Raw genomic sequence first — 21,139 nt, 5'->3', positions numbered from 1 at the left:
GAATCGTATGTCAGAAGAAACTAAAGAAATGCAAGCACAGGATTATGATGCTAGTCAAATTCAAGTTCTCGAAGGGTTAGAAGCTGTTCGTATGCGCCCAGGAATGTACATTGGCTCAACTTCAAAGGAAGGACTTCACCACCTTGTTTGGGAAATTGTGGATAACTCAATTGATGAGGCACTAGCAGGTTTTGCAACTCATATTCAAGTATTTATAGAAAAAGATAATTCGATTACAGTTGTCGACGACGGTCGTGGGATTCCTGTAGATATTCAAGAGAAAACAGGCCGTCCTGCGGTAGAAACAGTCTTTACGATTCTCCACGCTGGAGGAAAATTCGGCGGTGGCGGTTATAAGGTTTCCGGTGGCCTTCATGGGGTGGGTTCTTCCGTTGTCAATGCCCTCACAACTCAGTTAGATGTTCGGGTTTACAAAAATGGTCAGATTCATTTTCAAGAATATCGTCGCGGTCAGGTCGTAGCGGATTTGAAAATTATTGGGGAAACAGATCGAACAGGGACAACTGTTCACTTTACTCCAGACCCAGAAATCTTTACAGAAACTATTGAATTTGATTTTGAAAAATTGAATAAACGGGTACAGGAACTAGCGTTCTTGAATCGCGGATTGCGGATTTCTATCACAGATAAACGCGAAGGATTGGAACAAACAAAAGATTACCATTATGAAGGTGGAATTGCTAGCTATGTCCAATACATCAATGAAAACAAAGACGTTATCTTTGAGAATCCTATATATACAGACGGAGAAATGGATGATATTACTGTTGAAGTAGCTATACAATACACAACAGGTTATCACGAAACAGTCATGAGTTTTGCAAACAATATCCACACTCACGAAGGTGGAACTCATGAACAAGGATTCCGTACAGCACTCACGCGTGTCATCAATGACTATGCGAAGAAAAATAAACTTTTAAAAGAAAATGAAGATAATCTAACTGGTGAAGATGTTCGTGAAGGTTTGACAGCTGTCATCTCTGTCAAACATCCTAATCCTCAGTTTGAAGGACAAACAAAGACAAAGTTGGGCAATAGTGAAGTTGTTAAAATTACCAATCGTCTCTTTAGTGAAGCCTTTTCAGATTTTCTTTTGGAAAATCCTGCAGTTGCTAAGAAAATTATTGAGAAGGGAATTTTGGCATCTAAAGCTAGGATTGCAGCTAAGCGCGCACGTGAAGTGACCCGCAAGAAATCAGGACTAGAAATCTCCAACTTACCTGGTAAATTAGCAGACTGCTCTTCCAATGATCCGCACGAAACAGAATTGTTTATCGTGGAAGGAGACTCAGCAGGTGGTTCAGCCAAGTCTGGTAGGAATCGGGAATTTCAAGCTATTTTACCAATTCGTGGTAAGATTTTAAATGTTGAAAAAGCCAGTATGGATAAAATCTTGGCAAATGAAGAAATTCGTAGCCTTTTTACCGCAATGGGAACAGGCTTTGGCGCAGACTTTGATGTGAATAAGGCTCGTTATCAAAAGTTAGTCATTATGACCGATGCTGATGTTGATGGTGCCCATATCCGAACTCTTCTGTTGACATTGATTTATCGTTATATGAAACCTGTTTTGGAAGCAGGATATGTTTATATTGCACAACCACCTATTTATGGAGTGAAAGTTGGCAGTGAAGTGAAAGAATATATCCAACCTGGAGCCAATCAAGAAGAAGAGCTGCAGTTAGCTTTGGAACGTTATTCTGAAGGTCGCTCCAAACCAAGCATCCAGCGTTATAAAGGGTTAGGTGAAATGGATGATCACCAACTTTGGGAAACAACAATGAACCCAGAACATCGCTTAATGGCGCGTGTTTCAGTAGATGATGCAGCAGAAGCAGATAAGATTTTTGATATGCTGATGGGTGATCGTGTGGAGCCTCGCCGTGAATTTATCGAAGAAAATGCCGTTTATAGTACATTGGACGTTTAAAAAAATCTGAAAAAATTCACATTTACCAGTAAAATTATGATATAATAATCATGATTATTTTCAAGTAATATTTTGAAGGAGTTTTACATGTCTAACGGACTAATCGTACTAATTATAGTGATAGCAGTTCTCTTAATTGTTGCTTATATAGCTGCTGTCTTATTGAGAAAAAGAAATGATGCTTTACTTGCTAAGTTAGAAGAGCACAAAGAAGAACTTTATAATCTTCCTGTAAACGATGAAGTAGAAGCAGTTAAAAATATGCACTTAATCGGACAAAGTCAAGTGGCCTTTCGTGAATGGAATCAAAAATGGGTTGATCTTTCTTTGAATTCTTTTGCCGATATTGAAAACAATCTTTTTGAGACAGAAGGTTACAATAATTCGTTTCGATTTTTAAAGGCAAAACACGGTATTGATAAAATCGAAAGTCAGATTGACCTAATTGAAGAGGATATCACTGCTATTCGTAACGCACTTGCTGAGCTAGAAAAGCAAGAGTCAAAAAACAGTGGTCGTGTCCTGCATGCCTTGGATTTGTATGAAAAGTTACAGGTATCTGTTGCGAATGATACAGAAAGTTATGGTTCGGCACTTCCTGAGATTGAAAAGCAATTAGAAAAAATTCAATCTGAATTCTCTCAATTTGTAACCTTAAATTCATCAGGAGACCCTGTTGAAGCAGCAGAAATTTTGGATAAAACAGAAGATCACATCCTTGCTTTGACGCATATCGTTGAAAAAATTCCAACTCTTGTATCAGAATTAGTGGAAAAATTGCCAGAGCAGTTAGAAGATTTGGAATCTGGTTATCGCAAACTGTTGGAGTCAGGATATCACTTTATTGAAACGGATATTGAATCTCGTTTCCAACAGTTACACACTAGTTTGAAACGGAATAGCGAAAACATTGCCAGTTTGGAATTGGATAATGCGCAGTATGAAAATACGCAAATTCAAGAAGAAGTGGATGCTTTGTATGACATGTTCAACCGAGAAATCAAGTCACATAAAGTAGTTGTCAAGTTAGTCAATAGTTTACCAGGTTATTTGGGTCATACAAAAGAAAACAATCAAAATCTGTTGACAGAGATTGCCCGCCTTTCAAAATTATATCTATTGACAGAAAGTGATACGAATCATGTTCGTCGCCTTCAAAGTGAACTTTCGAGTTTAGATGATGTTGTTTTAGAAGCTATTGAAGATTCTTCAGAAAGAAAACAAGCTTATTCTGTTCTTCAAGAAAATCTTGAAACAATTCAAAAACGCGTGAAAGAAATTGAAGATGAGCAGTTAGTACTGAGTGAAAAATTGGCTAAAATTGAAAAAGATGATGACAATGCTCGACAAAAAGTCAATATTTATATCAACAAACTGCATACAATTAAACGTTATATGGAAAAACGCAATCTGCCAGGTATTCCACGAAGTTTCTTGACCATTTTCTTTACTGCAAGTGATAACACGGAAAGCTTAGTGGCAGAATTGGAGCAGTATCGTGTCAATATAGAATCAGTAAATCGTATGCTGGAAATTTTGACAAATGATATGAATGAGCTTGAAAATGAAACCTATCGAATTGTTGAAAATGCAACGTTAACAGAACAATTATTACAGTATTCGAATCGCTATCGTTCATTTGATGAAGGTGTACAAGCTGCTTTCGATCGTGCATTAGAAATTTTTGAGAATGATTTTGATTATCAAGCTTCATTTGAAGAAATCTCACAAGCATTGGATGTAGTAGAGCCCGGTGTAACCAATCGTTTTGTTACATCGTATGAAAAAACACGAGAAAATATCCGATTTTAAATTGAAAAGTTATACAAATAAAGAGAAGGTTTATTTCCTTCTCTTTATTTGTATTATATGAAAACACGATTGTTTTCCATTCCTTTTTATAAGAAAATTACGTGGATCCTCAATGAGTAAATGTATAGGTGTTTTTAAATTAAGCAGTCTACACCAATCACAATATGTAGTTTTTTAAAACATGATTTTTGTAAATTTGACAACTATACTGTGCAATTGTGTAAATAGGTATGTAATCCCCTTATTTTTTAATGAGTAAAAGCAACACAAACGCCTTCCGGGACAAAGAAATCATGTGAGATTTCTGTTAGTTTTCCTGTTTCTGGGTCGCGTTTGAGGACAGTGGCATTGTCTGAGTCCTGATGAACTGCAATAATATACTGTTGATCTGGTGTAATATTAAAATCTCGTGGATTTTTTCCGTTAGTTGGAACAATTTCTACAAGTTCAAGAGTTCCGTCTCCTACCACTTTGTAAACAGCAATTGAATTATGCCCACGATTAGAACCGTAAAGGAACCGACCATCTGTAGATAAACGAATAGCAGCTGTTCCATTAAATTCTGAAAAGTCTTCTGGTAAGGTTGAAATAGTTTGTAGGCGTTCAAATTGACCATCACCATCATAAATTAAAACTTCAATAGTAGAATTTAATTCACAAATAAGATAAGCGATTTTGTAATGAGGATGAAATACGATATGACGTGGACCAGCACCAGATGTCGCGTGATAGGTATCTAATCGGATTAACCGACCATAATCACTAATGTCATATGTAATGACTTCGTCAGTCCCCAAATCACACGTAACCAGATAGTTATCTGGTGTCAAATCTGCAAAATGCACATGAGCAGCAGCTTGGTTTTCATGCGGACCATACCCAATGTGAACATCAGAGTCAACTAATTTTAAGCTGCCATTTTCTTGTCGTCTATAAACTAAGACTTGCCCCTTATGATAGTTTGCTCCGTAGACAAGACTTCTTGTTTCATCGACACTCACATAGCAGAGAGGAGCTCCCTCAGCTACAACATGGTTGAGTAATTGGAATGCTTTATTGTAAGCTGCAATACCTCCTTCCCCATATTCAGCTCCGACAGAGTACAGGTGATGCTGCTTGTCAAAAGCTAAATACGTAGGATTCGGTTCTTTGGCAACAAGTGTTAAATTTGTTAGGTCACCTGTACTAGTATCAAGATCAGCCTTGTAAATTCCTTCAGAGCTACGACGTGTATAAGTTCCAAAATAAACTGTTTGAGTCATCATTCACCTCGAAAAAATTTGATACTTTTATTATAACATAAAAATAGATGAAATAGTTTTCATAAAGGAAAGCGCCTTTCATCCTTATGCTTAAAAAATAGATAAAAAATAGATTTGAGGTAGAAAGGGAACAGATAGCTTTGTTACAATAAAATAGATTTATAGAAGCGAAATAGGATTTTTCCAAAGGATAACGAAGTTTGCTGTAATAAGTATTTTATAAAGGTTTTTAATTATCAAAAAAGACTAAGGAATTTGTTGCTGATTTCTGAAAATGCTTTGATTTTTTGAAGAAAATTTTATACTATATCACAATGTTCAATCTTTGTAAGTTCTCTATTTTGTTGTATAATAAAAGTAATCTTTATATGGATTATTCGTCATTTTATATTTATAATTTAAGGAGTAAAAAATGCATAAGATTTTAGTAGTAGAAGATGACACTACCATCAATCAAGTGATTTGTGAGTTTTTAAAAGAAAACCATTATGAAGTAACTCCCGTTTTTGACGGTGCAGAAGCTTTGCGTATATTTGAAGAAAAATCATTTGATTTAATCGTTTTGGATGTCATGTTACCTTCCATGAGTGGTTTGGATGTACTAAAGGAAGTCCGCAAAACTTCGCAGGTTCCAGTTATGATGTTAACTGCACTAGATGATGAATATACTCAACTAGTTAGCTTTAACCATTTGATTAGCGACTATGTTACTAAGCCATTTTCACCACTTATTTTAATGAAACGGATTGAAAATATTTTCCGTAGTACAGTAACAGAATCTGAAATTCTTGTTGGGGACTTGCGTGTTTCAATCGATGATTGTACAGTTTATTGGCAAGAAGAAAAAATGTCTCCAACCAAAAAAGAATATGAAATCATCCAAGCTCTGGCTAAAAGAAAAAATCATTTAGTGACACGAGATCAATTGATGAATACAATCTGGGGTTATAGCGAACTAGATAGTCGGGTTTTGGACAACCATGTGAAAAATATTCGGAAAAAAATTCCCGGAATTCCTCTTAAAACTATTACCGGTATGGGTTATCAACTTGGGGGCGAAGAAGAGTGAGAATTGCTAAAAAGCATTTCCTTTTGACAGGAACGATTATTTTTATTGTCGTGACAACGGTTCTGGCAACACTTTATTTTGTGATGCCTGTTTATTATGATCAAGTCAAACATCGAGAGGCTAAAAGTGAGTTTTCCCAAATTGCCCAGCAGGTTCAAGGAAAACCGTCAGATGACATGGGAAAGCTTTTAAGTGACTACAATCGAAAGAATACACGCGTCTGGTTTAGCATATTAGATGCAAAAGGAAAACTTATTTATCCTCGTATTGATTTAGCTAATGAAAAGGGGGAATTTCAATTAACAATTTTACCCTCTGACATGAGCTTGAATAATCAAACCAAAAGTATGAGTAAGAAGATAAAAACGGCAGAAGGTACCACATTGACTTTGCGTGGAGAATATTCCCTCCAACCAATATCGGATGCTAATTATGTGCTGTTAAGCCTCTATCCTTATATCTTATTCTTTTCTTTAGCACTAGGTGGTGTGGCAGCTTTTCTTTACAGTCGATTTGCAACCAAACGCATTAAAGAAATTTCAGAAAGTACGCGTAAGATGGCAACTCTTTCTCCAGATGTAATTTGTCCAGTCAAAGGTCATGATGAAATTTCTAATCTTGCTCAAGATATTAACACTCTTTATCAAAATCTGTTGATGAGTATTGAAGCTTTGCGATTGGAAAATGAAAAAGTGGCTGAAAGCGAGCGGGAGAAAGCAGAGTTCCTTCGTATGACCTCTCATGAGTTGAAGACACCAATCACTAGCATGATGGGAATTGTAGATGGTATGATCTATGGAGTTGGTGACTTCAAGGATAAAGATAAATATTTACATAAATGTCGTGAAATTTTAGAAGAGCAATCTAAACTTGTGCAATCCATTTTGGCGATTTCTAAGATTGAAATGCGTATAGAAGCGGAAGAAGAGGAGTTTTCACTTAAGCAGCTTTTAGAGGAAAATTTAAATACTTATAAAATGCTGGCTGATATGAAAGGTTACAAGTTTATCGTTCATTTAGAAGAACTTCATGTGCATGGTAACAAAATGTATTTATTAAAGGCGATTAAAAATTTATTGGACAATGCTTTTCATTATGCATTAGCTGGCGGGGAAATTTTTTTAACGATTCAAAATGGTCAGTTAATGATTGAAAATGATGCGGAACATGTGTTGGATGAACAGCAAATCCAGCAAATCTTTCAACCATTTTATCGTCCAGATTACAGTCGCAATCGTAAAGACGGTGGAACAGGTTTGGGACTCTTTATTGTTCAACAAATTTTGGAGAAACACAACTTGCGTTATCGCTTCGAGGCGGTTGATGGCAAACGAATGCGTTTTATAATTTTTTTCTCAGATAAAGAAGACTAAAAGTGGGAATGGGATAGAACTAAATGAAACAAAAATTTAGTTCGTAGTCTCCTCCTCGCAAAGTAGTTTAATAGTTTTCTAGACTGTTGAGGTGGTGAATGAAGAAAACGAAGTTTTCGTCAAAAATTTTCTTCCAAGCTTGAAAAGCGAACCGCCTTGAAACTTGCTTTGCAAGTTCTATCCGATTCCTCAAAGTAGTGCTTTGAGGAATCAGTTACTGCGTCGTTGGTTTATTATATTATATAGTGTATTTTGAGGTTGGGAATTTTTGTCCCAACCTCACTTTTTTATATTTGACTTGGACGCAAGGAAGAAATTCACAAATAGCTACTTTTTCTTCAAGAATTTTTTAGTGAAAAATGCTACAATGAGATAAATAAAGAAAAGGATGTCTGTATGGAACATAAAAAGAAGGATTTCAGTCTATCGTGGTTTTTTCGATGGTTTTTAGATAATAAAGCAATCACTGTTTTTTTGGTGACATTATTGCTGGGATTGAATATTTTTGTATTAAGCAAAATTAGTTTCATTTTTATTCCTGTTCTAGAATTTATCGGGGTTATTATGCTGCCGGTTATTTTAGCGGGGCTTTTGTATTATCTATTGAACCCGATCGTGGATTTTATGGAGAAGCATAAAATAAATCGCTTGGTTGCGATTACGATTGTTTTTATTTTGATTGCTTTGCTTTTGATTTGGGGATTGGCTGTGGCAATTCCAAGTTTGCAACATCAGATTGTGAGCTTTGTAAGGAATTTACCAGCTAATTTGCAAAAGTCGAATAAAATCATTCAAGATTTTTTGGAAAATCGTATTTCTGATGATGTCAAGCCTCAATTGGAAGAAATTGCCAACAATTTTTCAGATCAAGTGACGACTTGGGCAAGTAATTTTTCATCGAAAGCAGTGAATTGGGTGAGCACATTGATTAGTACGGCTTCGCAAGTGATTGTAGCTATTATCATCATGCCTTTTATCCTTTTTTACCTTTTGCGAGATGGGAAAAATTTGAAATCTTATTTGACAAAATTCATACCAACAAAGTTTCGTGACCCTGTTGGTCAAATTTTGACAGACGTCAATACACAGCTTGCTAATTATGTTCGTGGTCAGGTGACTGTTGCTATCATTGTAGCGATTATGTTTATCATTTTCTTTAAGATAATAGGACTTCGTTATGCAGTTACGCTTGGAGTAACTGCAGGGATTTTAAATTTGGTTCCCTACTTAGGAAGTTTTCTCGCGATGTTACCGGCTCTTGTCTTAGGTTTGATTGCTGGACCGCTTATGTTATTGAAAGTTATTGTTGTCTTTATTGTAGAGCAAACGATTGAAGGGCGGTTTGTATCACCATTGATTCTCGGTAGCCAATTGAATATTCATCCGATTAATGTCCTTTTTGTCCTTTTGACAGCTGGTTCTATGTTTGGTATTTGGGGTGTTTTACTGGGAATTCCAATCTATGCTTCTGCAAAAGTTGTGATTACTGCTATTTTTAAATGGTATAAAAAAGTTAGCGGTTTGTACGAAGAAGAATTAGTAGATGAAACAGGAGAGAGAATTGAACAACAGTGAAAAAATGGTCGCTTCTCTACAAAAACAGGATTTGGCGCATGCTAATAAATATTTTGAGAGAGCCCTAACAAATGATACAGAAGAAGAATTACTTGAATTGGCCGATTACTTAGAAAGTATCGGCTTTTTCCCTCAAGCTAAGCGAATTTATGAAAACTTAGCTCCCCACTATCCAGAATCCTATATTAGTTTAGCACAGATTGCTAGTGAAGATGGGAAAGTGGAAGAGGCCTTTGCTTATCTAGAAGAAATTAATTTTGATAGTGATTGGTACGTGACAGCTCTATTGGTCAAAGCTGATTTGTACCAAATGGAAGGGTTGCCGGACGTTGCAAGAGAAAAACTAGCCGAAGCAAAACAATTGACTGACGAGCCGTTAGTAACTTTTGGTTTGGCTGAAATAGATTTTGAATTGGGAAATTTTAAGCAAGCCATTAAAGAGTATGCTAGTTTAGACAATCGCATCATTTATGAGCAGACGGGTGTCTCTACTTATCAGCGAATTGGCGTTTCCTATGCAAGTCTTGGTAAATTTGAAGCAGCGATTGAGTTTTTAGAAAAAGCTTTAGAGATTGAATACGATGATACGGTGGCCTTTGAACTAGCAACGATTTTATATGATCAGAAAGAATATCAAAAAGCCAATCTGTACTTTAAGCAAATTGATACGATTTCGCAAGACTTTGAGGGCTATGAATACGGTTATGCTTTGTCGCTTCATGCAGAACATCAGACAGAAGAAGCATTACGCCTCACGCAGCAGGGCTTATCGAAAAATCCGTTTGACACTCGTCTTTTGCTACTGGCTTCACAACTTTCTTATGAGCTACACGATGAGCAAAAGGCAGAAGAATATCTGCTGCAAGCGCAAGAGAATGCTGAAGATGAGGAAGAAATCGTACTGCGTTTGACGAATCTTTATGTGCAGCAAGAGCGTTTTGATGAAGTTTTGGCATTTGAAGAGCGAGATGTAGATAATGTTCTGACGAAGTGGAATATTGCACGTGCCTATCAAGCTTTGGAACATACAACAGCAGCTTTGGAGCGCTACAGTCTGTTGCTCTCAGATTTACAGGAAAATCCAGAATTTTTAGAGCAATATATTTATCTACTTCGTGAAATGGGTGAATTTGAAAAAGCAAAACACCAAGCAGAGCATTATCTTCGCCTCGTTCCGGATGACGGTATCATGCAGGAATTGTACGATAGTTTGTAAAAAGAGTAACAAGCACAATCCTATAAGACGCATGGGAATTATGATATAATGATGAGCGTGATATTCAGGAAGGACGAAGAAAATGACTGAAAAATTTGGTGCTGATCTAATTGTAGATAGTTTAATTAATCATAAAGTGGATTATGTGTTTGGGATTCCGGGTGCAAAGATTGACCGTGTGTTTGATACCTTAGAGGACAAAGGTCCACAACTGATCGTGGCTCGTCATGAACAAAATGCTGCTTTTATGGCACAAGGAATTGGGCGGATTACAGGAGAGCCAGGTGTCGTGATTGCAACCAGTGGACCAGGCGCTTCAAACTTGGCAACGGGCTTGGTTACTGCGACCGCAGAAGGGGATCCTGTACTAGCTTTAGCCGGTCAGGTCAAACGAGCTGATCTTCTCAAACGTGCACATCAGTCCATGGATAATGCTGCACTGTTTAAGCCGATTACCAAGTATTCTGTCGAAGTGCAAGATGGCAATACTCTTTCAGAAATTATTGCCAATGCTTATCGTCATGCCAAATCAGGAATGCCGGGGGCAAGTTTTATCTCCATTCCACAGGATGTGGTGGATAGTCAGGTTCATGTGAAGGCTATTAAACCGTTGACGGATCCGCAACTGGGTTCTAGCTCAGTGGCTGACATCAACTACCTAGCGCAAGCGATTAAAAATGCTGTGTTGCCCGTTCTTCTCTTGGGGAATGGTGCTTCAAGTGCCAAAGTGACGGCTTCTATTCGTCAGTTATTGGAGCAAGTACAGTTGCCTGTTGTGGAAACATTCCAAGGGGCTGGGATTGTGTCTCGTGAATTGGAAGAAGCTACGTTCTTTGGACGTGTCGGACTGTTTCGTAATCAACCAGGTGATATGCTCTTGAAAAAATCTGATCTAGTCATCGCTATCGGCTATGATCCGATTGAGTATGAAGCACGCAACTGGAATGCGGAAATTTCTGCCCGCGTCATTGTGATTGACGTAGAGCCAGCAGAGATTGATACTTACTTCCAACCGGAGCGTGAGCTGATTGGAGATATTGCAAATACTTTGGATTTATTGCTGCCAGCGATCAACGGTTATCAATTACCAGAAGGGTCACGGGAATATCTGCAAGTTTTGCGAGATAAAATGGACGGTGATGTGAAATTTGACCGCAGCCAAACTGAAACAGGACGACTACACCCGCTGGATATTGTCGAAGTCTTGCAGGAAAATACGACAGATGATATGACAGTTACAGTAGATGTGGGTACGCATTATATTTGGATGGCACGTTATTTCAAGAGCTATGAACCAAGGCATTTGCTTTTTTCAAATGGGATGCAAACGTTAGGAGTAGCATTGCCTTGGGCAATCTCAGCAGCCTTGGTTCGTCCCAACACAAAGATCATTTCTGTGTCTGGCGACGGCGGCTTCCTCTTTTCAGCTCAGGAGCTAGAGACAGCGGTTCGCCTGCAATTGCCAATTATTCATCTTATTTGGAACGACGGGCATTATAATATGGTGGAATTTCAAGAAGAAATGAAATATGGTCGTTCATCTGGAGTGGACTTTGGGCCTGTTGATTTTGTTAAATATGCAGAGAGTTTTGGTGCGAAAGGATTCCGAGCAACATCTCCAGCAGAATTAACACAGTTGCTCCAAAAAGCCTTAAAGGAAAATGGACCGGTTATCATTGATGTGCCAGTGGATTACAAGGACAGCAGTACACTAGGAGAAACGATTTTACCAGATGAGTTTTATTAAATTGAAACTGGGAAAGGGCTCAAGACTATTTCAAGAGAGTTCAATTTTTCATTTTCTTGTACGGTTGATGTGTAGTTCAGTATTAGAAAGTAAAAGGCTGGATGTGAGACCTGCTTTTTTCAAGGAAAGATAGTAAAAATTGCCTAGGAGGAGAAATGGCAAAGCTTGTAACATTATTTCACTACAATACTTTGGGGGCTTTGATGGCGGGGCTTTACAAGGGGACGATGACGATTGAAGAATTGCTTCAACATGGCGATTTAGGGATTGGTACTTTAGACTCTATTGACGGAGAGCTGATTGTGCTTGACGGTAAGGCTTATCAAGCCAAGGGAATAGGAGCAACTCCTGAAGTGATAGAAGTTTCAACAGATAGGACGGTTCCTTATGCTGCAGTGGCTTTTCACAGAGCAGAAGCGTGTTTTCGTCAGGACGTTGAGCTGACTGATGAAGCGTTGAAGAAGCGCATAGAAGCTAGCTATGTCGGGGAAAATCTTTTTCGCTCAATTAAGATTCATGGTGAATTTAGCAGCATGCACGTGCGAATAGCTCCAAAATCCTCTCCGGGAAAGAGGTTTGCAGAAATCGCAGCTCATCAGCCGGAGTATCATGCAGAACACATTTCAGGAACGATTGTTGGCTTTTGGACGCCGGAGCTGTTTCACGGCGTCAGCGTAGCTGGTTATCATCTTCATTTTCTATCTGATGACCACCAATTCGGTGGACATGTCATGGATTTTGTCATGAAAAATGGAGAGGTTGAAATCGGAACGATTGCGGCTTTGGAGCAGCGTTTTCCGGTTCAAGACCAAGATTTTCTCTCTGCAAAATTGAATGTGTCGGAGTTAAAGAAAGATATTGAGAAATCTGAATAAAAAACAGTGGACAAAGTTAGACAAAAGCTCAAATTCCATTCAAAATTCAAAAGAATGATGCTAAAAAGGCTTAAAATCGTGTTGTTAAAAGCACTGATTTTAAGCCTTTTACTTTTCTAAGAAGTTTTTTCAGTCCCTTATAATGAGAACAAGTTCGTCGCCTCGGTCGACAAAATGAACGAGAACTGGTTTAAGCTGTCGTCCACATTGACGACCTGCTTGAGAACTGATTTACTCTGTCCGAGGGTCGGACAGCTTACCTGAAAAGAGATTCATTCCGTCCGAGGGTCGGATAGCTTACCTGAAAAGAGATTCATTTCATCCGAGGGTCGGATAGCTTGCCTGAAAAATAATTCATTCCATCCGAGGGTCGGACAGCTTACCTGAAAAGAGATTCATTCCATCCGAGGGTCGGATAACTTGCCTGAAAAGAGATTCATTTCATCCGAGGGTCGGACATATAAAAAATAGTCAGAAAAAGGTGCCAGTTAGTAGACACCTTACATCTTCATGGATTTAATTTTGGCTTCATTAGGAGTAACGCGTAGGGTCTTTTGCCCTGTGTAGGTTACAAAACCAGGTTTACCACCTGTTGGCTTGTTAAGTTTTTTGACTTCAATCATATCCACCTGAACAAGATTGGACAATCTCGCCTTAGAAAAGTATGCCGCCAATTCCGCAGCATCTGTCTTGACCTCATCACTTGGTTGCAGGTTTCCTGTTATGACCACATGGCTGCCGGGAATATCCTTGGCATGAAACCAGAGTTCCTCTTTTTTCGCCATTTTAAAGGTCAACTCATCATTTTGCAGATTGTTTCGTCCAACCAGAATAATTGTCTGTCCATCAGTAGACAAATATTTCTCAGGTTTCTTCCGTTTTTGGATTTTTTCACGCTGACGTCGACGAATAAAGCCTGTCTGAATCAATTCTTCTCGGATTTCTGTAATTTCTGTGAGATTAGCTTGCGACAAAGCTGTTTCTACGCTCTCCAAATATTGAATGGTTTCTTTAGTTTCTTCAATCAGTCCCGTTAAATGCTTGACTGCTTCTTTCAGCTTTTGGTATTTCTTAAAATAGCGCTGAGCATTTTGGTTAGGGGTCAAAGCTTTATCCAACACAATAGTAATTTTCTCGCTTGTGTAGTAATTGTCCAGTTCTACTTGGTCTTGATTGTTTGGAACTTGGTGCAAAAAAGTAGTGAGGAGTTCTCCCTTTTGTCGAAATTCTTCAGCATTTTCAGTCGCGACCAGTTCTTGCTCTTGTTTCGTTAATTTTTTACGATTTTTTTCTAATTCATTCTCCACTCGATGAATCAGTTCGCTGGCTTGTTGATTAACTCGATCGCGCTCTGCCTTATCTTGATAGAAAGCATCTAACAATTGTGATAAACTAGGAAATTCTTTCTGACTATCCGCAAAGAGAATGGGGGTAAATGACTTGCTAGTCAGGGTTGCCTGAGTGGAGCTAGTGAAGAAGGTGCGGAAGATTTTTAACTTATCACTTGTTAAGCGCTGGCTGAGTTCGGCTGCTGTATCGCGCCCCAATCCTTGAAATAAGTTTTGTAAAGAACGGGCCGACAAATCCTCTGTATGCAAAATTTCAAATAATTTTTCATCAGAAATGGTAAATGGATTGCGCTTATCTGTTTGAGGTGGAGTGACATAGCTTGAACCAGGCAGAATCGTACGGTAACTATTTTGAGAAAAGCCAACATGTTTAATAGCTTCAATAATATTGCCGCTTGCCTTATCCATTAGGATGATATTGCTGTGCTTGCCCATGATTTCGATGATAAGAGTTGCTGCCACGTTATCTCCAATTTCATTTTTATTGGAGACAGAAATTTCTAAAATTCGATCATTCTCGATTTGTGAAATGTTTTCAATCGTAGCACCTTGTAGATATTTTCGCATAACCATGATAAATGTAGTGGGCACTGCTGGATTTTCAAAGGCGGTACGGGTTAGTTGAATGCGACTAAAAACAGGGTGAGCAGACAAGAGCAATTTATGATTTTGTCGATTACTGCGAATTTGTAGCACTAATTCCTGATTAAACGGTTGATTGATTTTTTGAATACGACCGTACAGTAACTGTTGCCGCAATTCATCTGTCATGTGATGTAAAAAAAATCCGTCAAAGGACATGGTTTTTCTCCTTGAATGGTACTAAAGAAAATTATAACAAAAAATAGTAAGAAAAGGTTGAAAAATTATTATCAGAAAAGTTTGACAAAATACTTGACATTTATTTCAGAAACCTCTAAAATAATATCAAATTAGAAAAGTAATAAAATATTTGTTGGCAGAGAGCTTGTGGTTGGTGGAAACAAGCAGCAGGGTTTTATGAAATTGGGCTAATGGATAGAACTTGAATTTGAAACGATAAAAATTCGGTAAGCACACCTTATAGTGCAACTTGTTGTTAGACAAGATAGAGATGTGGGAAAAGTGTATGATTTTTCCCATAATTGAGGTGGCACCGCGATTTACGCCCTCACACAGGATGAACTGTGTGTGGGTTTTTCTTTTATTGTAAATGGAGGGGAAGTATGTTTAAGCGATGGCGACTCTGGATTTTACTTGAATAAACATTTGAAACATACGAAATGGAGAACAGATATGAAAAATAAACGACTAATGGCAATTATTGCACTTTTAGTAGTCTTAGTTGTTGGAGGAATCATTTATTCTAGCATTAATGATGGGAAAACAACAAAAATCAACAATACAACAAAAACAGTAAAAGTCGGCGTACTACAATATGTTAGTCATCCATCGCTGGATTTGATTTATAAGGGTATTCAAGAAAGTTTGGCACAAGAAAGCTACAAAGGCAAGAAAATCAAGATTGATTTTATGAATGCAGAAGGTGATCAAAGTAAAGTAGCAACGATGAGTAAGCAACTAGTTGCAAATAATAATGATGTGCTGATTGGAATCGCAACGCCTGCCGCTCAGGGGCTAACTAGTGCAACGAAAGATAAGCCAGTTGTCATGGGAGCAGTGACCGATCCAGCTGGGGCAAATTTGGTCAAAGATTTGAAACAGCCTGGCGGTAATATCACAGGTGTTTCTGATCACAATCCAGCTAAGCAACAGTTAAATCTGATTAAACAGTTAACACCGAATGTGAAAACAATTGGTATTCTTTACTCAAGTAGTGAGGACAATTCCAAAACGCAGGTAGAAGAATTTACAACTTTGGCTGAAAAAGCAGGCTATAAGGTGCTTCCTTATTCTGTGCCTTCGACAAATGAGATTGCTTCAACCATGAATGTGATGACAGGGAAAGTAGACGCCATTTGGATTCCAATTGATAACACCATTGCTTCTGCTTTTTCAACAGTTGTTTCCAACAATCAAACAGTTAAAAAACCTATCTATCCAAGTGCGACAGCTATGGTAAAAGAAGGTGGTCTAGGTTCCGTTGTAGTAGATCAAAAAGAACTTGGAGTAGCGACTGGAAAAATGACTGCGAAGATTTTGAAAGGGGCTAAACCAGCAAACACAGCGGTTGAAATCTTTAATACTGGAAAAACGGTTATAAATAAAAAAGTGGCTGCTCAGCTAGGAATAACGATTCCAGATGATGTTCTGAAAAAAGCAGGACAAGTCATTGAGTAATCCGATTGATAAGAAATGATATTTTTTAAAGTTAGGACAACATTATGATTATTTCAATTGTCTCACAAGGCCTTGTTTGGGCCATACTAGGTTTGGGTATTTTTATGACCTTCCGCATTTTAAACTTCCCTGATATGACAGCCGAAGGCTCTTTTCCCTTGGGGGGAGCAGTGGCAGTTACGCTGATTAGTAAAGGTATCAATCCCTTTCCGGCGACTGTTGTTGCCATTCTGGCAGGGTGTTTGGCAGGTATGGCAACAGGACTTCTTTATACCAAGGGGAAAATACCTACTCTACTTTCTGGAATTTTGGTCATGACTTCCTGCCATTCGATTATGCTCATGTTAATGGGGCGAGCAAATCTTGGTCTTCTAGGAACCCAGCAAATTCAGGACTTTCTGCCATTTTCTAGCGAAATCAACAATCTTCTAACAGGGCTACTTTTTGTCAGCTTGGTAATAGCTGCATTGCTCTTTTTCTTAGATACAAAATTGGGTCAAGCTTATATTGCTACAGGAGATAATCCTGATATGGCGAGGAGTTTTGGTATTCACACAGGGCGAATGGAGCTGATGGGATTGGTGCTATCTAATGGTGTTATTGCTCTAGCAGGAGCCCTCATTGCTCAACAGGAAGGTTATGCGGATGTCTCGCGCGGTATTGGAGTGATTGTTGTCGGACTTGCTAGCCTCATCATCGGTGAGGTGCTCTTTACTAGTCTGACATTAGCAGAACGTTTACTAACGATTGTTGTCGGAGCTATTTTCTATCAATTTCTGATTTGGGGTGTGATTGCACTTGGTTTTAATACCAGTTATCTCCGTCTGTATAGTGCGGTTATCTTGGCGGTTTGCCTCATGATTCCGACTTTTAAAAATAAATTCTTTAAAGGAGTCAAGTTAAGCAAATGACAGCAATTGTAGAATTAAAAAATGCGACGAAAGTTGTGAATAATGGCTTTGATGAAAAAACGATTCTTGACAATGTTTCCTTGACCATTCATAAGCATGACTTCATTACCATTTTAGGTGGAAATGGGGCGGGAAAATCTACCCTGTTCAACGTCATCTCAGGAACATTGCCATTGACGAGTGGCAGCATTTATATTCTAGGTGAAAATGTGACGAGTTATTCGCCAGAGAAACGTGCTAAGTATCTGTCACGTGTCTTTCAAGATTCAAAAATGGGAACAGCTCCTCGTATGACAGTGGCAGAGAATCTGTTAATTGCAAAATTTCGTGGTGAAAAACGTTGTTTGGTCCCACGTCGTCTGAAGCGTTATCGCAAAGAATTTCAAGAAATAATAGAGAAAATCGGCAATGGTTTAGAAAAGCATTTGGATACGCCAATTGAATTTCTTTCTGGTGGTCAGAGACAGGCTTTGAGTTTGCTGATGGCGACTCTCAAGCGCCCAGAACTGCTTCTTCTAGATGAACATACAGCAGCGCTGGATCCGAAAACTAGTGTTGCTCTTATGGAGTTGACTGATGATTTTGTCCAAAGAGACCAACTGACGGCTCTTATGATTACTCATCACATGGAGGATGCTCTCAAATATGGCAATCGTCTCATTGTCATGAAAGAAGGACAAATTATCCAAGACTTACATCAAGAAGAGAAAGCGAAAATGACGATTGCGGATTATTACAGCTTATTTGAATAAAAAAATTCCAATCTCCTAGCTGAGGTTGGAATTTCTTTTTTGCGCTTCTCTGATAGTATTAGGAACCAGACGAATCCGCTTAATATCTGAAATACGAATAATGGTAGACATGCTTTTCTGGAAATTTTTTATAATGAGCTGCTGACGTTCTTTGTCATATTTGACAATATCACCCGTAAAACTTTTATCTAAAAAAATGACATGTACGCCTGATTTCTTTTGCAAAGCGGTTTCAATCATCTGCAAAATATTGGCGTTGTCCTCCTCTATTTCTTGCGTATTCTTTTTGTAATTGATAAATTCACTTGCGCGTTCTAAAATCATTTCGAGAAATTTTTTCATAGCTAAATTCTCCATAACTTGTTACAATATATTATATAATAAACTTGCTAAAAAAGTAAATTTTTTACGAATAAATCAAGAAAGAAGAAAAAGGAGAAAAAATGTCAGAGTTTAAATTTGAGATAGAAGAAAAGTTACTGGTGTTATCAGAAAATGATAAAGGCTGGACGAAAGAGCTGAACCGAGTGAGTTTCAATGGTGCGCCAGCAAAGTACGATATCCGTAGCTGGAGTCCTGGCCATACAAAAATGGGGAAAGGGATTACGCTTTCCAATGAAGAATTTCAAGTATTGGTAGAGGCTTTTAAGGCTTAGTAAAGCGTAAATAGAATAAAGGCAAGAGAGTGAGAGACAGACGATCTATAAATGTAGCTGTTGATGACTCTCTTTTTTGTTGTAAAAAATAAGGAATTTTACACAAAAACTTGAAAATACGCTTTCAAAATATTATACTATTAAATATAGACAATATATATAATATAGTGAACTTAAAATTTTAGGAGGTTTAGGATGCTTGAAATTCAGAATTTAGAAAAAAGTTTTGGGCAAAAACAAGTTCTGTTTGGTGTTGATTTTAAGGCTGAATCAGGACAAATCCTTGGTCTGATTGGAAAAAACGGTGCTGGGAAAACAACGATTTTTCATAGCATTCTGCGTTTTTTAGAATATAGCGGTAGGATTTCTTTTGAGGGCAAAGCTATTTCTCAAGACACTTATCGGGAAATTGGCTATTTACCAGAAGAACGAAGTTTGATGCCTAAGTTGACTGTCTATGAGCAGGTGCGTTATTTGGCGAATTTAAAAGGTGTATCAAGTGCAGTTGTGAGAGAAAAATTGCCTCAGTGGATGGAACGATTGCAAGTTAAAGGAAAATTGACTGATAAAATCAAGAGCTTGTCAAAGGGAAATCAGCAGAAAGTGCAGCTGATTATTACACTTTTACATGAGCCAAATTTTATTATCTTAGACGAGCCTTTCAGCGGTCTTGACCCAGTTAATACGGAGATTTTAAAGCAAGTTATTATTGAAGAAAAAGAGCGCGGAGCGACCATTATCTTTTCTGATCATGTCATGACAAATGTGGAAGAATTATGTGATAAGATCATCATGCTTCGTGATGGTAAAGTCATTTTGGATGGTAGTGTACAAGAAGTTCGTAATCGCTATGGGAAAACACGACTCTTTGTATCTAGTGCGCTTTCTCAAGTTGAATTAGAGGCGCTTCCTCACGTAAGCAGAGCTAGTCTGACCAATCAAGGAATATGGCGATTGATATTAGATGACGAAACAGCTGGGAAGGACTTGTTTGACTTGCTGACTAAAGGACAATATATTGCAACTTTTGACCAACAAGCTCCAACAATTGATGAAATCTTTAAATTAGAATCAGGGGTGGAAGTATGAAACAGACATTAATTGTAATCAAAGAGACTTATCTTCGTCATGTCAAGTCATGGAGTTTTGTCTTCATGGTTCTTTCTCCTTTCATCTTTATTGGTCTTAGTTTTGGAGTTGGGTATCTTTCTTCCATGTCAAGTAGCAATTCTAGCCGTATTGCAGTTGTAACAGACAATGCACAAATCAAGGAAGTTTTAAAAGATATCAAGAATCTGGACTTCGATTATAAAGATGAAGCAGCAGCCAAGAAAGCTATAAAAGACGGTGATGTCGGGGGGTATTTGCTGCTATCAGAAGCAGGCGGTCAAATTAAAGCAACCTATGTCGCTGATACAGGGATGAATGGCACTACAAAGGCAGCAATTTCACAGAAATTACTACAGTTACAGCAGGTTGCAAATATCAGCCAAGCTAATTTATCAGCAAACCAAGTTAAACTGCTTTCAAGGGGGATTGATTTTAAGGAAAAAATTGACGAAAAGAAAGAGGCTAAGAAAACGATTCAAACAGTTGTTGCAACAGCAATTGGTTTGATATTGTACATGATTCTCATTGTTTATACAAGCTCAACTGCGCAGGAAATTGCAAGCGAAAAAGGAACAAAGATTATGGAGGTTATTTTCTCCAGTATCAAGGCATCTGAATATTTTTATGGTCGAATGGCTGGAATTTTTGCAGTAATTTTGACACATGTAGGAATTTACGTGATAGGAGCAGTGCTCTTACTAATATTTTCTGACAAGGTTTCTTTTGTAAAAGAATTTTTGCAAGCTAATCCAAATTTGATGAAGCATCTAGGTGAAGCCATTTCTTTTAATACCATTGCTTTCATTACTTTGAGTGTCTTTATGTTTGTAGTCTTGTCTGCCTTTTTAGGCTCGATGGTAACGAGAATTGAAGATGTTGGGAAAGCTGTTCAGCCTGTTGTGATGCTAGTTGTACTAGGATTCTTGGGTGTAACAGCTCTTGGAAATGCAGGTGATACGATTTTACTTAAAGTTGGCTCGTATATTCCATTTATTTCAACCTTTTTTATGCCTTTCCGTGCTATCAATGGTTATGCAACTAGTTTGGAAGCGTGGATTTCCTTTGTGATTGCGTTCTTATTTACCACTGGAATGACGGTTTATATTGGTCGAATTTATTCCAGCTTGATTTTGCAAACAGATGATATTGGTATTTGGAAGAGTTTCAAAAAAGCTTTAGCTTATCGTTAAAAATAGTT

General features: G+C 37.9%; 17 protein-coding genes and 1 other annotated feature. Of the genes, 14 read left to right on the top strand and 3 right to left on the bottom strand.

The genetic code is table 11. The features are described from left to right. Positions 1–7 precede the first annotated feature (7 nt). Positions 8–1,954: a DNA topoisomerase (ATP-hydrolyzing) subunit B gene (gyrB, locus tag HMPREF2963_RS01330; RefSeq protein ID WP_070668133.1), complete on the top strand. Its 1,947-nt coding sequence runs from the start codon at positions 8–10 to the stop codon at positions 1,952–1,954. Between the two features lie 87 nt (positions 1,955–2,041). Beyond that, complete coding sequence (gene ezrA / locus HMPREF2963_RS01325) at positions 2,042–3,766, top strand: septation ring formation regulator EzrA (RefSeq protein WP_003069801.1); 1,725 nt, start codon at positions 2,042–2,044, stop codon at positions 3,764–3,766. A gap of 248 nt (positions 3,767–4,014) precedes the next feature. On the opposite strand, the gene HMPREF2963_RS01320 is transcribed toward ezrA, so the two are convergent. Further along, complete coding sequence (locus HMPREF2963_RS01320; protein ID WP_070668131.1) at positions 4,015–5,028, bottom strand: lactonase family protein; 1,014 nt, start codon at positions 5,026–5,028, stop codon at positions 4,015–4,017. Between the two features lie 412 nt (positions 5,029–5,440). On the opposite strand from HMPREF2963_RS01320, the gene HMPREF2963_RS01315 reads away from it, so the two are divergent. The 6 genes from HMPREF2963_RS01315 (at position 5,441) to budA (ending at position 12,883) form a co-directional block, all read left to right on the top strand. Further along, positions 5,441–6,097, top strand: a complete 657-nt coding sequence (locus HMPREF2963_RS01315; protein WP_003069790.1) for a response regulator transcription factor — start codon at positions 5,441–5,443, stop codon at positions 6,095–6,097. Further along, complete coding sequence (locus tag HMPREF2963_RS01310) at positions 6,094–7,470, top strand: HAMP domain-containing sensor histidine kinase (protein WP_003069789.1); 1,377 nt, start codon at positions 6,094–6,096, stop codon at positions 7,468–7,470. The genes HMPREF2963_RS01315 and HMPREF2963_RS01310 overlap by 4 nt, the downstream gene beginning before the upstream one ends. Positions 7,471–7,866: 396 nt before the next feature. Continuing rightward, entirely contained in the window at positions 7,867–9,045 is a 1,179-nt protein-coding gene (locus HMPREF2963_RS01305; RefSeq protein ID WP_003069788.1) for an AI-2E family transporter, read from the top strand. Next, the gene (locus HMPREF2963_RS01300) at positions 9,032–10,261 is read left to right on the top strand and encodes a tetratricopeptide repeat protein (protein WP_083312515.1); all 1,230 of its coding nucleotides are present in this window, start codon (positions 9,032–9,034) and stop codon (positions 10,259–10,261) included. The genes HMPREF2963_RS01305 and HMPREF2963_RS01300 overlap by 14 nt, the downstream gene beginning before the upstream one ends. 82 nt (positions 10,262–10,343) lie before the next feature. Next, positions 10,344–12,008, top strand: coding sequence for an acetolactate synthase AlsS (alsS, locus tag HMPREF2963_RS01295; RefSeq protein ID WP_049476634.1), 1,665 nt, complete (start codon positions 10,344–10,346; stop codon positions 12,006–12,008). Positions 12,009–12,163: 155 nt separating this feature from the next. Continuing rightward, a complete protein-coding gene (budA, locus tag HMPREF2963_RS01290) occupies positions 12,164–12,883 on the top strand; it encodes an acetolactate decarboxylase (protein WP_049476635.1) in 720 nt (239 codons plus the stop codon). A 500-nt stretch (positions 12,884–13,383) separates the two neighbouring features. On the opposite strand, the gene fbp62 is transcribed toward budA, so the two are convergent. Then, on the bottom strand, positions 13,384–15,033 hold the full coding sequence (fbp62, locus tag HMPREF2963_RS01285) for an Rqc2 family fibronectin-binding protein Fbp62 (protein WP_049476636.1): 1,650 nt from the start codon (positions 15,031–15,033) through the stop codon (positions 13,384–13,386). A 117-nt stretch (positions 15,034–15,150) separates the two neighbouring features. After that, positions 15,151–15,387 (top strand) — a binding site (T-box leader). Positions 15,388–15,507: 120 nt separating this feature from the next. Here fbp62 and trpX point away from each other — a divergent pair. The 3 genes from trpX to HMPREF2963_RS01270 are packed head-to-tail and all read left to right on the top strand — an operon-like array spanning position 15,508 to position 18,175. Further along, positions 15,508–16,512, top strand: a complete 1,005-nt coding sequence (trpX, locus tag HMPREF2963_RS01280; RefSeq protein WP_070668127.1) for a tryptophan ABC transporter substrate-binding protein — start codon at positions 15,508–15,510, stop codon at positions 16,510–16,512. A 44-nt stretch (positions 16,513–16,556) separates the two neighbouring features. Then, positions 16,557–17,423 carry an ABC transporter permease gene (locus HMPREF2963_RS01275; protein ID WP_070668125.1) on the top strand — a complete coding sequence of 289 codons (867 nt, stop codon included), beginning with the start codon at positions 16,557–16,559 and terminating at the stop codon, positions 17,421–17,423. Next, positions 17,420–18,175 carry an ABC transporter ATP-binding protein gene (locus HMPREF2963_RS01270; RefSeq protein ID WP_070668123.1) on the top strand — a complete coding sequence of 252 codons (756 nt, stop codon included), beginning with the start codon at positions 17,420–17,422 and terminating at the stop codon, positions 18,173–18,175. The genes HMPREF2963_RS01275 and HMPREF2963_RS01270 overlap by 4 nt, the downstream gene beginning before the upstream one ends. A 15-nt stretch (positions 18,176–18,190) precedes the next feature. Here HMPREF2963_RS01270 and HMPREF2963_RS01265 read toward each other — a convergent pair whose 3' ends face one another. Then, on the bottom strand, positions 18,191–18,532 hold the full coding sequence (locus tag HMPREF2963_RS01265; RefSeq protein ID WP_070668121.1) for a hypothetical protein: 342 nt from the start codon (positions 18,530–18,532) through the stop codon (positions 18,191–18,193). A gap of 86 nt (positions 18,533–18,618) precedes the next feature. Here HMPREF2963_RS01265 and HMPREF2963_RS01260 point away from each other — a divergent pair, with 86 nt between their 5' ends. The 3 genes from HMPREF2963_RS01260 to HMPREF2963_RS01250 all read left to right on the top strand — a co-directional run bounded on the left by HMPREF2963_RS01260 (position 18,619) and on the right by HMPREF2963_RS01250 (position 21,131). Then, on the top strand, positions 18,619–18,831 hold the full coding sequence (locus HMPREF2963_RS01260) for a YdbC family protein (protein WP_070668119.1): 213 nt from the start codon (positions 18,619–18,621) through the stop codon (positions 18,829–18,831). A 195-nt stretch (positions 18,832–19,026) separates the two neighbouring features. Beyond that, on the top strand, positions 19,027–19,920 hold the full coding sequence (locus tag HMPREF2963_RS01255) for an ABC transporter ATP-binding protein (RefSeq protein WP_070668117.1): 894 nt from the start codon (positions 19,027–19,029) through the stop codon (positions 19,918–19,920). Next, the gene (locus HMPREF2963_RS01250) at positions 19,917–21,131 is read left to right on the top strand and encodes an ABC transporter permease (protein WP_070668115.1); all 1,215 of its coding nucleotides are present in this window, start codon (positions 19,917–19,919) and stop codon (positions 21,129–21,131) included. Before HMPREF2963_RS01255 ends, HMPREF2963_RS01250 begins: the two co-directional genes overlap by 4 nt. Positions 21,132–21,139: the final 8 nt, after the last annotated feature.

This window comes from Streptococcus sp. HMSC067A03, from assembly GCF_001814295.1.
GTDB lineage: Bacteria > Bacillota > Bacilli > Lactobacillales > Streptococcaceae > Streptococcus > Streptococcus constellatus.
This window is presented reverse-complemented; position numbering and strand designations above follow the sequence as displayed.